Genomic DNA, 14,818 nt, shown 5'->3' on the forward strand with positions numbered 1-14,818 from the left:
TTTTAGTCGTTTGGTTTTTTAGTTATTTTGCGTCGGTACAAAAAAACTAACAATCTAACCAACAAAACAACTAATATTAATTTCTTACATTTAGCAGCTTAAAACAAAACTATGTCGCCAACCGTCCTCCTTTGCTTTTTAATCGGATACTTCTTAGTGCTGATCATAATTTCTTTTGTAACGTCTAAAGATTCATCGGATAACAATTCCTTTTTTGTAGCCAATAGAAACTCGAAATGGTATTTAGTGGCCTTCGGGATGATTGGAACGGCACTTTCGGGTGTAACATTCATTTCCGTTCCGGGCGAAGTTGGCGCACCTGCAGGAAACCAGTTTCAATATTTCCAGTTTGTTTTAGGGAACGCGGTTGGTTTCATCATTATTTGTACCGTTTTACTGCCCCTGTATTACCGGATGAAGTTAACATCGATATACAGTTATATTGAACAGCGATTAGGGCATTACAGCTACAAAACTGCCGCATCAATATTTTTGCTAAGTAGAACATTGGGTTCTGCAACCAGGCTGTATTTAGTTGTGATTGTTTTGCAACGTTTCATCTTCGATAATTATGGCATTCCATTTTGGCTTACCGTGCTCATATCCTTGGCTTTGATTTGGTCGTATACCTTTAAAGGCGGATTAAAAACCATCATCATTACCGATACGCTGCAAACATTTTTCCTGGTTTTATCGGTTTTCTTAACCATTTATTTTATCTGCAGCAGCCTGAATTTGAACATCCCTCAAGCATTTGAAACCATCAAAAGCAGCAGTTACTCCAAAATATTTTTCTGGGATGATTTCTTAACCAACAAATGGTATTTCAGCAAACAGTTTATCGGCGGGATTTTCGTAACCATCGCCATGACCGGTTTAGACCAGGATTTAATGCAGAAGAACCTGAGTATGGGCACCATAAAAGAGGCACAAAAGAACATGTTCACTTTTACCGGTGTGTTTGTAGTTTTAAATGTTTTCTTTTTGAGTGTTGGCGCTTTACTTTACATTTTCGCTGCTAAAAACGGTATTGATATCCCTTTAGACCATATTACCGGCAAACCAAGAACGGATTTATTGTTCCCGGAAATTGCCTTGAATAATTTGGGTGCGGTACCGGCAATCATCTTTATGCTGGGCTTAACAGCTGCAACTTTTGCCACTACAGATTCGGCACTTACCGCTTTAACTACTTCCTTTTGTGTTGACTTTTTAGGGATGGCAAAAGCTGAAAATGTTAACAATAAAGACGCTGTTAAAAAACGTCACACTGTTCACGTAGCGTTCTCAATTTTGATGTTCCTGGTCATCATTGTAATCAATGCGCTGAACAGCTCATCGGTGGTAAGTTTAATTTTTACCATTGCTTCTTATACCTACGGGCCGCTTTTAGGTCTCTATAGTTTTGGATTATTTGTAAAAAAACGTGGTTTACATGATAAATTAGTGCCGATGATTTGCATATTATCGCCTTTTTTATGTTACTTGCTTTCAAGCTACTCAAAAGAAATATTGGGCGGTTACGTTTTCAGTGTTGAACTGATTTTGATTAACGGTTTAATCACATTTATCGGCTTGCTTTTCATCAGCAAAAAAACTGATGCGCAAACCAAATTTTAATATTTAGTATACAGTATATGACGAGTGAAGAAAAAATCAGAAGTGCTTTTGAAAATAAAGACTGGCAGGAAATTAAAGTAACCGATTCCTGGCAGATTTTTAAAATAATGGCCGAGTTTGTTGATGGTTTTGAGAAACTGGCAAAAATTGGCCCCTGCGTTACCATTTACGGTTCTGCGCGCACCGCGCAAACAAACCGGTATTATCAACTGGCCGAACAATGCGGTAAATTACTAACTGATCGCGGTTATGGTGTAATTACAGGTGGTGGCCCAGGTATTATGGAAGCCGGAAACAAAGGTGCCCATACCAACGGCGGTAAATCTGTTGGTTTAAATATCGAATTACCTTTTGAGCAATTTCACAATAAATACATCGACCATAACAAGCTTTTAGAGTTCGATTATTTCTTCGTTCGTAAGGTAATGTTTATGAAATACAGTCAGGGTTTTGTGGTTCTTCCAGGCGGTTTTGGAACGATGGACGAACTTTTCGAGGCTTTAACATTAATTCAAACCGGTAAGATTGCGCGTTTTCCGATCGTATTGCTGGGTAAAGATTATTGGAGTGGATTAATCGACTGGATTAAAGGAACAATGCTACAAAAAGAACATAACATTCACGAAGAGGATTTGAATTTATTCCGTTTGGTAGATACTGCAGAAGAAGCCGCAGAACACATTTTCAGGTTCTATAATAAATATGTACTGAAACCTAACTTTTAACCAGGATTAACCAGGATTGCCAGGATTAAAGGATTAACCAGGATTAACCAGGATTAAAGGATTACCAGGATTAAAGGATTATATGATTTTGGCGGTTAAAAGAAGTTAAATCAAAATTACAGGATTGGGTATTTCGATAATTCAAAATTCAATAATTCCAAAAAGTGCTTGTTTTCATGAGCACTTTTTTTGTACCCCATATTTTGGCTGTAACATGTTATGGATACGGAACTCTAATCTTTACAAAACAAAATCGCTCTTTTTTGTTTATTAAGCATTTAATCAGCATAAAAATTACTAATACCGAATATGGAGCAAATATTAAATTGGAGAAAAGGTTTATTTGATAGCAATTATCAGGTATTTGGCAACGCATTGCTGAAATTTTCTGTCAATTTTAGTTCGCTTAAAAACTCTGCAATCGCAACCACGCAGCAAGGAATTTATCTCTTAAAAAGTGAGGGCTATACCAACCCTGAAACAAAAATCCTCGATAATAAGAATGAAGTTCTGGCCATTATCCGTTACGACTGGTTAGGTTTTAAGGCAAAAATATTTTTTACGTCAGGAGAAGAATTTGACTGGAGCTTTCAAAATAGCTGGCTGAGCCGATGGACATTAAATAACCATAAAGACAAACAAGTTATTTATAATTCTTCCACCGGAAACGGGCTAATTCATAGCAATACTGATGATGATTTATTGATTTTGACAGGCTTATTTATCAGAGAATACTATGTGCGAATACTTTTTGCTTTTATAATTCTGGTATTTATTTTATTTACAGGACGGGGTATTTTCTAAAACTATTCGGGCGTTGTCATTCTGAATGCAATGAAGAATTATCTGTTTAACTGGTCGTAACTCGAATTTTCATTTAGTATTGTGTTTTTATTGGCATCCAAGAGGGCTAAGCCGTTCATTTCAGAATCTTGATTAAGAGGAGATGCTAAAATGAATTCATGACGTACGGACTTTAAAAATCTTCGAATCTATGGCAAGCCTAAACAATGATTTCGATTAGTTAGGACAAGAACCTATGCATTTTTTGCCGAAGATTACTTTGTATTACAAATCAAAAGGGTTTATAAATTTGAGATTTTTAATTTTGACAAAATCTTTAGAATTTCTGCTTAGTAATGTGAAATTGTTTACCAAGGCTGTAGCAGCAATAATTGCATCAGGTAATTTGATATTAAAGTCTTTACGAAGTTCTACTGTTTTATCTTTCACATCACTATATAATTCATAAACAAACGAGTCATTTATGAAATTATTCAAAACCGTAATATCATCTTGTGTAGCCGCTTTCCAACAACGTAGTTCTATTTCAGTAATTGCAGAAATTGCCGGCCTTGAACCAGATAATATTTCATCAATGAACTTTTCGGCAGGAAGAGGTAGTTGGCGTTGAAGATAATAAATAACAGTATTAGTGTCCCAAAGAAAGTTTACACCCATTCGTTTCGTAAATTTTCCAACTGGTTATCTATTTCATCTTTACTTTGAGAAACCATGCTGCCTTTATACTTTTTTACTAAATTTTCTGATAAAGAGATTTCAGGTTGATCATCTCTTCGTAATCGAATAACTTTAAGCAACTCTAAATCCTTAAGTAAATTTAAAGCATTATCGTCCAAGATATCTAATGTAACTGTTCTCATATAACAAATATAATAAAAAATAATCTGCGAATCAGCGACAAAACCTTAACAATCATTTCGATTCATGAAAATACAAACCTGGGCTTTTCATTTAAGGACGACCATCGCCCAGAACTACTGATCGCCGCAGACAAGGATTTCAAGGTCATAATGAAGAAATGCTGGAATAAATTACCTTAGGGGAGCTCGCTTTATTTGGTAGCTTTCAACTTCGCTTACATGTCAGCACGAGGTAATCTGGCAGGAATCTGTATGTATCTGCCGACCGGGACGCTAAAGCCCGCTTACGCCACCACTAACCACCAATTTCATGGCATCTGCAGCGCTCATATTTAAATCTTTAACTTTATCTCTTTTCACAATGCAAAGCTGACCGGCAAAGGAATAAGAAAGCGGAAAATACACGGCTACTTCTTCAGGTAAATCCAGTTTATGCAAATCATTTTGGGTAAGGAAACCAATCTTTTTCAAGCCACCTTCTACTTCAACGATAACCGGATGATTAAATTTCTTTTCGTCGCCAACGAAAGCTTCTGTTAAATCCTTAATGGAAGAATAAATAAAATTCAGCAAAGGTAAACGCTGCATTATTCTTTGAAACCAATTATACATTGGTTCGGTAACCAAATTAGTTACAAAAATTCCAGCCAGCAAAATGATGGTTAACACGGTAAGTAAACCTAAACCGGGTATGTTTCTGCTTTCACCTGTCAATGGATTAACACCCAGTATGTTATTAACGTTTAACCAGCTATCTACCGTTGTAACAGCCCAAACTACAATAAAAATGCTAACGGCAATGGGCACCACAATCAATAAACCTTTAATTAAATAGTTTAAAATAGCTTTCCCGACTTTGTTCATGCTGCAAACTTATGAAAAATAAGGCTAATAGATTAGAATTGCTAAATTGTTTGATGGCTTCAATTGTTTACTATTCAAATGCCGATAAATTCCAAGAACATCAGTGCAATTCAGCAATATGAAAATTTAGCAATTGTTTTATTCATAAAAATAAACCCTTTTTACGCGTTGGGATATATTGGTCAGAATTTCGTATGGAATGGTATTAATTTGTTTAGCCAGTTCGATAATGCTGTGTTCCTGATTAAAAACGATGGCTTCGTCACCTGGTTTTACATCAATTCCGGTAATATCGAGCATAGTCATATCCATGCAAATGGAACCAATCGTTGGCACCAAATAACCGTTAATCAGCATTTTACCTATACCATTACCGAAAGCACGACTATAACCATCGGCATAGCCAATTTTTACCGTGGCAATTTTGCCGCCATTAGGCATTACACCGCTTCTGCTATAGCCGACAGTTTCGCCGGCATCGAGTGTTTTTATCTGTGTAACCGTAGTCTTTAGTACCATCGTGGTTTGCAATCCGCGATTATTTGAAAGTGCCGAATCGAAACCGTACAAACCAATTCCTAAACGTACCATATCCATTTGTGCATCAGGCCAGCGACTTATACCCGATGTATTTGCGATGTGAAGTAATGGTTTGCAACTCAAAATGGCGGTTAATTTGTTAGCAATCAGGTTGAACTTATCGATTTGCTGTTGCGTAAAGCCATCGTGTTCGGACGCTCCACTCGCCACCAAATGAGAAAATATACTTTGAACTTTAATTTGCTGGGCATCTTTCAATAATTCTGACAGCTTATCAATATCTTGCTCATCAAAGCCCAAACGGTGCATACCACTGTCTATCTTCAGATGTATCGGGTAATCGTAATTTTGATCAGAAAGGGCTTTTAAAAAGCTATTGAAAATCTCCAGGCTATAAATCTCCGGTTCTAAATTGTGTTTAATAATTGCTTCAAAAGCAGATTCTTCAGGGCTCATAACCATAATAGGCAAGGTTATGCCTGCTTTGCGTAAAGCGATGCCCTCGTCTGCATAGGCTACGGCCAGGTAATCAACCTTGTGAAACTGCAGTAAATTGGCAATTTCGAAACTTCCGCTTCCGTAAGAAAAAGCCTTAACCATGGCCATAATTTTTACACCGGGTTTAATTTTCGAACGATAGAATTGCAGGTTCCCAACCATGGCATTCAAATCGATTTCCAAAACGGTATCATGAATTTTTTGTGTTAAAAGCTTGCTAATTCTGCCGAATTCAAATCGCCGGGCGCCTTTAACCAATATGGTTTCGTGGTTAAAATGCAAAGCCGGAAAAGCATCGATAAAAGCATTGGTATCTTCAAAAAACTGAGTTTCAAATTTAAAGCGTTGCGCATATTTAGCGATATGCGTTCCAATACCTATCAATCGGTTTACTTTCTTCTGTGCCAGTAAATCGGCAATTTCGGAGTATAAGTCCAAATCATCCCGGCCGGTTTCAAATAATTCAGATAGAATGACGGTTTTCTTTGGATGTTGATTTTGCTGATTCAGGAAATCTAAGGCAATTGCCAGTGAAGAAATATCTGCACTGTAAGAATCGTCGATAATGGAACATTGGTTAATGCCGTTTTTAAGTTCTAAGCGCATACTTACATGACTCAGTTTCTCCAAACGCAAATCTGCCTGTTCAGCTGAATAACCTAAAGCAAGCAGGGTCGCCCAGCAAATCGTACCATTTTCAATAGATGCCCTGTCGTTAAAGGGCAGCATACATGCTATTTCCCGATCTTGATAAATTGCCCGTAAACGACAATTGCCTTCAAGGGATTCAACGGCAATAATTCTCAAATCTGCACTTTGAGTACTGCTCCAGCTGAATTGTTTTTTACCTGGTAAATCTTGAAAATTAATTTCGCTAACGTAATCGGGCGAATAGATAAACAATTCAGCAGCTGCAAATAATTTTAATTTCTCTTTCAGCTTTTCTCCTTTAGAACTGAAACCCTCTGCATGTGCTTCGCCGATGTTGGTTAAAATGCCAATCTGCGGTTGAATAATTTCTGCCAGGGTTTCCATTTCATTTACAGCGGAAATACCAGCCTCGAAAATCCCTAAGGTATTATCAGTATCGATTTGCCAGACAGAAAGCGGAACGCCAATCTGCGAATTATAACTTTTCGGACTGCGAACAATGTTATAATCTGCAGCCAAAAGTTGATACAACCATTCTTTAACAATCGTTTTTCCATTACTTCCGGTTATTCCAATGGTTTTTAAATCGAATTGATTACGATGATAAACGGTTAAATTTTGGAGTGCTTTTAAAGCATCATCAACCCGAATAAAATTGCAGTCAGGATATTCGTTAATGTATTTTTCTTCTGTAATGACAAAATTCCGAATCTGTTTATGGTAAGCATCTTTAATAAACCCGTGTCCGTCGCGGTGCGATGACAAAGCAAAAAACAAAGAATTTTCCGGCACCAGAACCGAGCGACTATCAATTACCAGGTATTGGATAAAGGCTTGTTTATCAACCAATCTGGCATCAGCATTTAATATTTCTGCAATTCTGGAAATGGTATAAATCGGGTTCTGCATGGTATTATATTCAGAAAAATACGGTAATCGTTTTTATTTTTACGAATTTCAGTAATTAATTATGAAAAGCGGTAAACAAGAGGCAGCAATATTAGATAAAAAACAGGCACTCGCCAAAGCGGAAAGTTTTTGTGTTTACCAGGAACGTTCGCAAAAGGAAGTTCGGTATAAACTGGTGGAATGGGGCATGCGTGGCGATGAACTGGAAGAGATTTTATCTGACTTGATCATGAACAACTTTCTCAACGAAGAACGTTTCGCAAAATCGTACGCCTCCGGAAAATTCAACATCAAAAAATGGGGCCGCGTAAAGATTAAACAAGGCTTAAAGTTAAAAGGTGTTCCCGATAAAATTTTGCAAAAGGCTTTGTACAGCATAGATGATGAGGATTATATGCAAACTTTGGAAAATTTAGCGGTTAAAAAAGCGGGTACTTTAACGGAATCAAATCCTTTAAAAAGAAAAATTAAGCTGATGACCTATCTTCAGGGAAGAGGATTTGAAAGTGATTTAATTTTACTTGCACTGAAAGCCAGCAATTTAAACTAAATATTAAAATTTTAACAAGAAATTTCTTGACAGAAATATAAAACTCTCTATATTTGCATCACCAAAACAAAATGGTTTATCTGTATTGTTTATGCGAAAGTAGCTCAGTTGGTAGAGCACGACCTTGCCAAGGTCGGGGTCGCGAGTTCGAATCTCGTCTTTCGCTCTAAATGCTTTCCTACCAGAAAGCATTTATTTTAAAAGGTTAACCTACCGAAGGATTTCGGAAAAGGCTAATGCTCGGGTGGTGGAACTGGTAGACACGCAGGACTTAAAATCCTGTGCTTTCAAAGGCGTGCGGGTTCGATTCCCGCCCCGAGTACTTCAAAAAAATCGAATACAAAAAAGGTTGCTCCAAAACAGAGCAACCTTTTTTGTTTAAAAACCATTAAATTATAATTTATCGAATTGTTCGACATGCATTTTTATATTTAGGTGCCATCCTGTTTGAACGACTTAAGAGATAAGGAATCTTGTTCTAAGCTACATCAGCTCAGGCTCCTGTATTCAGCAGGGGTTGTCCCTGTTTTGCTTTTAAACAGTTTACTGAAATATTGCGGATACTCGAAACCAAGGTTGTAAGCAACTTCGCTTATTGTAGCATTCGTGTTTAACAGATTATTTTTGGCTTCTTCAATCAAATAGTAATGTATGTGGTCTTGGGCATTTTTACCTGTTTCTTTTTTTAATAAGTCGCTTAAATAATTGGGAGATAAGAATAACTGGTCTGCACAATACTTTACACTCGGCAAACCATTATTTTTTAGTTTGTCGGATTTAAAATAGTTTGTTAACATATTTTCAAATTTCGCCAGCGTATCTTTATTACTGTTTTTCCGGGTAATAAACTGCCTGTCGTAAAATCGAATACAATAGTTTAAAAGTAATTCAATATTTGATACAATTAAGTTCTGACTGTGCTGGTCTATGTTTTGCGAAAGTTCATTTTCAATTTTTGTGACGCAGTCGTTCAAAGTCTGTTTTTCCTTATCAGATAAATGCAATGCTTCGTTAACTTCATAAAAAAAAAAATTGTAGTCTTTCATTTTACTACCCAATGAAGTTCCTCTGATTAAATCAGGATGAAAGAACAAACCCCAGCCCGATACATCATTTTGTTGGTCGCTTTCATTTTCGATAGCAGCAACCTGCTTTGGTGCAATGCAGATTAAAGTACCCTCCTGAAAATCGAAATATTCCCTTCCATATTTTAACTTTCCACAGTGATTGTTTTTAAGCATTATTGAGTAGAAGCCTAAAGTTGTTTTTACATTATTTTCGCCGAAACTTTCAACTTTTGAAAAATCAACTACAGAAACCAAAGGATGTTTTGGCTTTTCCTGATTGAGTATATTATTCAATTCGCTTATGGTTTCAATATGATATACTTCTTTCATTCTGATAGTTTTTTTATAAGTTATTGTTGTAAGAATGATAAAAACGCGTCAGAGCGGGTCACAAATCCGTTATCAATAACAAATGTAGAAATAAATAAGAGGGTAAACCCCAAGGCCATTCCTTTATGATAATGAGTAGAGGCAAGTGGCAATGCAATTACTGATAAAATCATTAAAAACGGATAAATACGCATAAGTAGTTTTCCGGCTTTATTATCATTTAAATGCTTTGTTATCTCTTTTTTAATTGCTTCATCAGGCGATTTCTGGTATAAACCAATTATTTCTTTAGCATGTGCAGGTCTGCTATATAGGATAAAACTGCCGTAGCCTAATAGAATTGCCAGCATTAAACCCAGGGGGACTAAGCTACCTTTTAAGAACACATTTTCACTACGATAAATTCCGGTAAAAATCAAAGCCAAAAAAATGCCCGCTGTAATCATCATTTTCCCTTGAAGCACTTCGCTCTTTGCCCAGGCATTTGTGTATGCTGCAAATTCCATTGATTTAAATTATTAAATATTTATGCTTTATTTTACCTGGCTCATTATTATTTTGTCATATAGTTTGTCGCCTAAATACATACGCATCCAAACCATCGGTTTAGCCCAATTTCCAATCCTGTATCGTGTTTTTGGCTTATCGGCATTTACAATTTTAGAAATTGTATCGGCAATAACAGATGAAGGCGACATTTTTGTACGCCCTGTCGACTTTGTAATTGAATTTACCAGGTCAGCATAAGTACCATGTCCTGAATATTTTATCATTGGCCCTGTTAATACATCTGCAAACTCGGTTTGAATTAACCCCGGTTCCAGGATTACAACATTAATGTTAAATGCTTTTAATTCTAAACGCAGGCAATCGCTCCAACCTTCCAGGGCATGTTTTGATGCATGATACCAGGCGCCCAGCGGTGTATACATTTTGCCACCCATAGAGGAGGTATTAATAATTACACCTGATTTAGCTTTTCGCATAAATGGAATTACTTTTTGCGTTAAACTTGCTAAACCAAAGAGATTGACTTCAAATTGATTTTTGGCCGCATTTATTTCAATGTCTTCAACCGCTCCATATAGGCCATAGCCTGCATTATTCCACAAAATATCAATTTTTCTTTCTTTTTGAATAATTGCATCAACCACTTTTTGGATATCGGCTTCGTTTGTTATATCCATCTGGATAGGAAAGCCCCCCAGTTGCTTTAAGTCGTTCATATTATCAATGCGCCTTGCCACCGTATAAACGGTGTGACCTTCTTTGATTAATTGTTGCGCGGTTTCTTTGCCCATGCCTGATGAAGCACCTGTTATTAAAATTACTTTCGTCATTTTGCTTATAAGTTATTATTGATGATGAAAATTCTACAGCTGTTTATTTAGAAATTGATTCTACCAAACGACTTATAATTCGTTCGGGTCCGTTTGGAAGCCAACTGTTCATCAGAACTTTGGGGATAGCGCCTGTTGGGGAAAAAACAGCATCTATACTTACCTTTATTTTTTTATCTGCAATTTGTTCAAATTTGTAGACCACATCATATAAGTTTATGCGCTCAACTTTTTTTACTTCAAATTCGGTTGGTGCTGCTTTCCCTGAAATATAAAATCCATTGTTTGTTTTTACGAACTCGAATTTCTGAACACAATCATTATCCGACACTGGCCATGAGTTATCAAAATAGATGTAAGTGAGCCATGCATTAGCAGATATTTTTTTCAGCTCGCTGGTTGCCCCCATGTTTTCCAGAAATTTCTTATAGTTAGCCGAATTTCTCATAAATGTTTCTGCCTTACCCAGGTTAACATCTACAACTGTTTCAACGACATAGTAAAAGACATTCTTCTCTTTGTTATTAACTTTTTGTGTTACGATTTTACTTTTAACGTTTACCTTACCGTCTTTTAAAGTAGCTGTCTTCCAATTTCCATCCTGCGCAAATCCATTGACGGATATCAGGAGGCCAATTATTAATGTGAAATACTTTTTCATTTTTATTATTTTTTGTTTATCCAAAGGTCGGTTGGCTTTGCACCAGGCTGATAACACGAATTACTGATTGTTGTATACTAATTCCTTATTTGATGAAAAACCAAAAAACACCTAACCTTTGCCAATAAGAATAAATCGGAGGATTTATATAAATCATGCATTAAAGGCCAACAGTACTGAGATTGTTAGCCTTTTAGATTTGGATATCTACAATATTTTAAGTTGTTAAAATGGAATTACGTATAACAGGTTTAAATTATTTTAAATATTTTTTGAAACAGAAACTTAAATTTCTATATTTGCAACCCCAAAGGGAATACAGCGATTGTATTATTATGCGAAAGTAGCTCAGTTGGTAGAGCACGACCTTGCCAAGGTCGGGGTCGCGAGTTCGAATCTCGTCTTTCGCTCTGAATGCCTTTCCTACCGGAAGGCATTTATTTTAACATCAATCTATCATAATTCGGATAGACTAATGCTCGGGTGGTGGAACTGGTAGACACGCAGGACTTAAAATCCTGTGCTTTCAAAGGCGTGCGGGTTCGATTCCCGCCCCGAGTACAAACCCTTTTTACAGCAGGTAAAGAGGGTTTCTTATTTTTAATACATTTCTAATGTGTATTTAAATTCACGTAAAAGCGGTTAATATTTTAGTGTTATATGCTAATATTTCCAAATCCTTAAATTTACTTTTTAATCTTAACCTGAAGCATGAAGTGGATCACCCGTGAACGACCAAAAATTGACAGAATAGCCTGTCCGTGGTTAATACTGCGATTTATTGATCCACAAGCAGAGATCATCTATGTGCCATACGAAGAAGTATTGGAAAAGGCTGCAGAACTCGGAGCTGTACCATTTGACCTACCAGATGTTGAATATTCCCATTATGAAGACCGTTGCACCTTTGATTACTTTATCAAAAAGCATAAACTGAAAGATGAGGCCCTTGAACGGATTGCTGCTATTGTACGTGGTGCCGACACGGATAGACACGATTTTGCTCCACAGGCCGCTGGTCTTGAGGCCATATTTTCCGGGCTTACTTCCCAAATCAAAGATGACCAGGAGCTATTAAAGTTTGGCCTTACTATATACGACGGATTGTATGTTTGGGCACAGCGTTTATACAACCTAAGGCACACACAGGCAGGACCTGTAGAACAGTTGCTGTTACAGGTGTACCAACAATATTTAAAAACAGACAAAGGAAAGAGAGCACCAATTTGGGCAAATGCGTTAAAAGAAATGATTCAGGACCAGCTGGACACGAACATGACGCTTAGTTTGCAACAAGCATCAGAAGAACTGGAAATTAATCCAACCTATCTGTCACGTGAATTTTCTAAATATTTTGATAACCTGTCATTTGGTGAATATATGCGCAAACTTCGTATTGACAAAGCAATCCAGCTGATGGAAAATGAAAATTACACGCTCACCGAAGTAGCTTATTTGACCGGATTTTCAGATCAGAGTCACTTTAATCGCACCTTCAAAAAACAAATGGGTTATAATCCGTCAAACTATCGCAAAAACATACTGCGGGGTAAAAAAGATACAAATTAGTCAAATGCGTTCTATTTTACAGGTTTATTAAGGCTTAAAATTGCCTTATGAACTTAAATAGAACACTTTCTTTTTTATTGGCAATTATTTCCACGGCCACATATGCGCAGAACAGCAACAATCTGCAGACCTATCCAAAACTTGCCGGCTATGTAGGCATCTTGCATCCCATTGCGACATTCAGTAGTGCTGGTACCGAGAGTAATTTTAATCACTATTATGCTGTGGGCATGCCAACGGGTATTAATATCTGGAAAAGTTCGAAGATTGGTTTCTCGGCTGAATTTGTTCCTACCATCAGAGTGGAAAACGGCACGAGCAAAATGAGCAATTTTCTTTTCCACCCGGGTGTGTTGGTTGCCCTAGGCAATGGGTTTACTTTTGCAGGAAGAGCCGCTTTTGAAACTTCGGGGCGATATGGACTGACACCTGTTCTGAATAAAACCGTTATTAAGGGAAAAAGCACGAATATGTTCGCGGCTTTGCCATTGCCTATTCGATTTGGTAATGATAGACCGGCAACGCTCGGCATTGGTTTCCAATTTGGCATTTCATTCTGATCATGGAACCGAAACGCTACACCTTGAAAGATATTACCCTATATTTTCTGAAGCTGGGTACTTTGGGCTTCGGTGGGCCTGTTGCGCTGGTTGGTTACATGCACCGCGACCTGGTTGAACAAAAAAAATGGCTGACCGAGGAGGAATATAAAGAGGGACTGGCATTAGCCCAGTTAGCCCCCGGGCCATTAGCCGCACAACTGGGGATTTATATCGGGTTTGTCCATAACGGCTTAATTGGAGCAATATTGACAGGTCTGGCTTTTGTGCTCCCTTCATTTATTATGGTTGTGCTCTTAGGCATAATTTATCAACTTTACAGCGGCCTTTTCTGGATGCGGGATGTATTTTATGGCGTCGGTGCTGCTGTTATCGGCATCATAACGATCAGTGCCTATAAACTGACGTTAAAATCCGTAGGCAAAATAAATCTGCAGGCAATCGGTACTAACTGGCTGTTATGGCTTTTCTACCTTACGGCCGTAATAATCACAGTTATCATGCAAAAGGAACAAATATCGCTTTTTATTATATGTGGGCTAATCTATATGGTGGTTAAAGCACCGCCAAGATGGATGAAAAGACCGACAACAATACCCGTCGTTTTTCTGATTGCCGGAATAGGTTTTTGGCAATATTCGAAGGATCGGTTGTTAGAATTAGGGTTGTTTTTTCTAAAAGCGGGCGCGTTTGTATTTGGCAGTGGTCTTGCTATTGTACCTTTTTTACATTCGGGTGTAGTTGAGGAACATCGCTGGCTGAGCGAGAACCAGTTTCTGGACGCCGTAGCAGTTGCAATGATTACTCCTGGACCGGTCGTGATTACGGTAGGCTTTATCGGTTATCTTGTTGACGGTTTTGCCGGTGCTTCGGTAGCCGCATTGGCCACATTTCTTCCGTGCTTTCTATTCACAGTTTTATTAGCACCATTTTTTAAGAAGATTGCCAGAAACTCCAGTATTAAAGCCTTTGTAGAAGGCATTACTGCCGCTGTAATCGGTGCTTTGGTTGGATCGGTCATAATTATCGCAATGCGTTCAATCATTGACATTCCCACCGGGCTTATTGCGCTTGGTAGTGGCTTAGCCTTAATCTATATAAAAAAAATACAGGAACCACACCTGATCGCTATTGCAGCAATTTTAGGCATTTTTATCAAGAATATCTTGAATGCATAAATGTTATTCCCAACCATTAAAACATTTGGGTATATTTCCCGTCATCTTATTCTAAAAATGTCTTTTGGGCCTGTAAGCGCAATAAAAGTTCT

Annotated in this window: 15 protein-coding genes and 4 tRNA genes; 11 read left to right on the top strand and 8 right to left on the bottom strand. The window is 37.5% G+C overall.

From position 1 onward, the window contains the following. Positions 1-111: 111 nt before the first annotated feature. The 3 genes from O0931_RS08410 to O0931_RS08420 all read left to right on the top strand — a co-directional run bounded on the left by O0931_RS08410 (position 112) and on the right by O0931_RS08420 (position 3,149). Positions 112-1,620, top strand: coding sequence for a sodium:solute symporter (locus O0931_RS08410; protein ID WP_269415121.1), 1,509 nt, complete (start codon positions 112-114; stop codon positions 1,618-1,620). A 17-nt stretch (positions 1,621-1,637) separates the two neighbouring features. Continuing rightward, positions 1,638-2,345, top strand: a complete 708-nt coding sequence (locus O0931_RS08415; protein WP_269415122.1) for an LOG family protein — start codon at positions 1,638-1,640, stop codon at positions 2,343-2,345. 309 nt (positions 2,346-2,654) lie between these two features. Further along, positions 2,655-3,149, top strand: coding sequence for a hypothetical protein (locus O0931_RS08420; protein ID WP_269415123.1), 495 nt, complete (start codon positions 2,655-2,657; stop codon positions 3,147-3,149). A gap of 264 nt (positions 3,150-3,413) precedes the next feature. Here O0931_RS08420 and O0931_RS08425 read toward each other — a convergent pair whose 3' ends face one another. The 4 genes from O0931_RS08425 to O0931_RS08440 all read right to left on the bottom strand — a co-directional run bounded on the left by O0931_RS08425 (position 3,414) and on the right by O0931_RS08440 (position 7,471). Then, a complete protein-coding gene (locus O0931_RS08425; RefSeq protein WP_269415124.1) occupies positions 3,414-3,806 on the bottom strand; it encodes a type II toxin-antitoxin system VapC family toxin in 393 nt (130 codons plus the stop codon). Continuing rightward, the gene (locus O0931_RS08430; RefSeq protein ID WP_269415125.1) at positions 3,797-4,009 is read right to left on the bottom strand and encodes a hypothetical protein; all 213 of its coding nucleotides are present in this window, start codon (positions 4,007-4,009) and stop codon (positions 3,797-3,799) included. Before O0931_RS08430 ends, O0931_RS08425 begins: the two co-directional genes overlap by 10 nt. A gap of 273 nt (positions 4,010-4,282) precedes the next feature. Then, entirely contained in the window at positions 4,283-4,873 is a 591-nt protein-coding gene (locus O0931_RS08435; RefSeq protein ID WP_269415126.1) for a DUF502 domain-containing protein, read from the bottom strand. 138 nt (positions 4,874-5,011) lie between these two features. Then, on the bottom strand, positions 5,012-7,471 hold the full coding sequence (locus tag O0931_RS08440) for a bifunctional UDP-N-acetylmuramoyl-tripeptide:D-alanyl-D-alanine ligase/alanine racemase (protein ID WP_269415127.1): 2,460 nt from the start codon (positions 7,469-7,471) through the stop codon (positions 5,012-5,014). 61 nt (positions 7,472-7,532) lie between these two features. Here O0931_RS08440 and O0931_RS08445 point away from each other — a divergent pair, with 61 nt between their 5' ends. The 3 genes from O0931_RS08445 to O0931_RS08455 all read left to right on the top strand — a co-directional run bounded on the left by O0931_RS08445 (position 7,533) and on the right by O0931_RS08455 (position 8,343). Then, entirely contained in the window at positions 7,533-8,021 is a 489-nt protein-coding gene (locus O0931_RS08445) for a regulatory protein RecX (protein ID WP_269415128.1), read from the top strand. Between the two features lie 93 nt (positions 8,022-8,114). Continuing rightward, a tRNA-Gly gene (locus O0931_RS08450) sits at positions 8,115-8,187 on the top strand. Between the two features lie 72 nt (positions 8,188-8,259). Then, positions 8,260-8,343: transfer RNA gene (locus O0931_RS08455), tRNA-Leu, on the top strand. 166 nt (positions 8,344-8,509) lie between these two features. Here the strand turns inward: O0931_RS08455 and O0931_RS08460 are convergent. From O0931_RS08460 to O0931_RS08475, 4 genes are read right to left on the bottom strand one after another with little or no spacing between them, the layout of a single operon-like run. Then, positions 8,510-9,418 (bottom strand): helix-turn-helix domain-containing protein, encoded by a 909-nt coding sequence (locus O0931_RS08460; protein ID WP_269415129.1) that lies wholly within the window; start codon positions 9,416-9,418, stop codon positions 8,510-8,512. A 20-nt stretch (positions 9,419-9,438) separates the two neighbouring features. Further along, the gene (locus O0931_RS08465; RefSeq protein WP_269415130.1) at positions 9,439-9,924 is read right to left on the bottom strand and encodes an uS9 family ribosomal protein; all 486 of its coding nucleotides are present in this window, start codon (positions 9,922-9,924) and stop codon (positions 9,439-9,441) included. A gap of 27 nt (positions 9,925-9,951) precedes the next feature. Further along, positions 9,952-10,758: an oxidoreductase gene (locus O0931_RS08470; RefSeq protein WP_269415131.1), complete on the bottom strand. Its 807-nt coding sequence runs from the start codon at positions 10,756-10,758 to the stop codon at positions 9,952-9,954. Positions 10,759-10,801: 43 nt separating this feature from the next. Then, positions 10,802-11,419: an SRPBCC family protein gene (locus tag O0931_RS08475; protein ID WP_269415132.1), complete on the bottom strand. Its 618-nt coding sequence runs from the start codon at positions 11,417-11,419 to the stop codon at positions 10,802-10,804. Positions 11,420-11,756: 337 nt separating this feature from the next. On the opposite strand from O0931_RS08475, the gene O0931_RS08480 reads away from it, so the two are divergent. The 5 genes from O0931_RS08480 (at position 11,757) to O0931_RS08500 (ending at position 14,726) form a co-directional block, all read left to right on the top strand. After that, positions 11,757-11,829: transfer RNA gene (locus O0931_RS08480), tRNA-Gly, on the top strand. A gap of 67 nt (positions 11,830-11,896) precedes the next feature. Continuing rightward, positions 11,897-11,980, top strand: a tRNA-Leu gene (locus O0931_RS08485). A 150-nt stretch (positions 11,981-12,130) separates the two neighbouring features. After that, the gene (locus tag O0931_RS08490) at positions 12,131-12,988 is read left to right on the top strand and encodes a chromate resistance protein ChrB domain-containing protein (RefSeq protein ID WP_269415133.1); all 858 of its coding nucleotides are present in this window, start codon (positions 12,131-12,133) and stop codon (positions 12,986-12,988) included. A 47-nt stretch (positions 12,989-13,035) separates the two neighbouring features. After that, positions 13,036-13,548 carry a hypothetical protein gene (locus O0931_RS08495; RefSeq protein WP_269415134.1) on the top strand — a complete coding sequence of 171 codons (513 nt, stop codon included), beginning with the start codon at positions 13,036-13,038 and terminating at the stop codon, positions 13,546-13,548. Between the two features lie 23 nt (positions 13,549-13,571). Further along, on the top strand, positions 13,572-14,726 hold the full coding sequence (locus tag O0931_RS08500; RefSeq protein ID WP_269415135.1) for a chromate transporter: 1,155 nt from the start codon (positions 13,572-13,574) through the stop codon (positions 14,724-14,726). Positions 14,727-14,818 lie beyond the last annotated feature (92 nt).

It is taken from the genome of Pedobacter rhodius, assembly GCF_027213645.1.
Classification (GTDB): Bacteria; Bacteroidota; Bacteroidia; order Sphingobacteriales; family Sphingobacteriaceae; genus Pedobacter; species Pedobacter rhodius.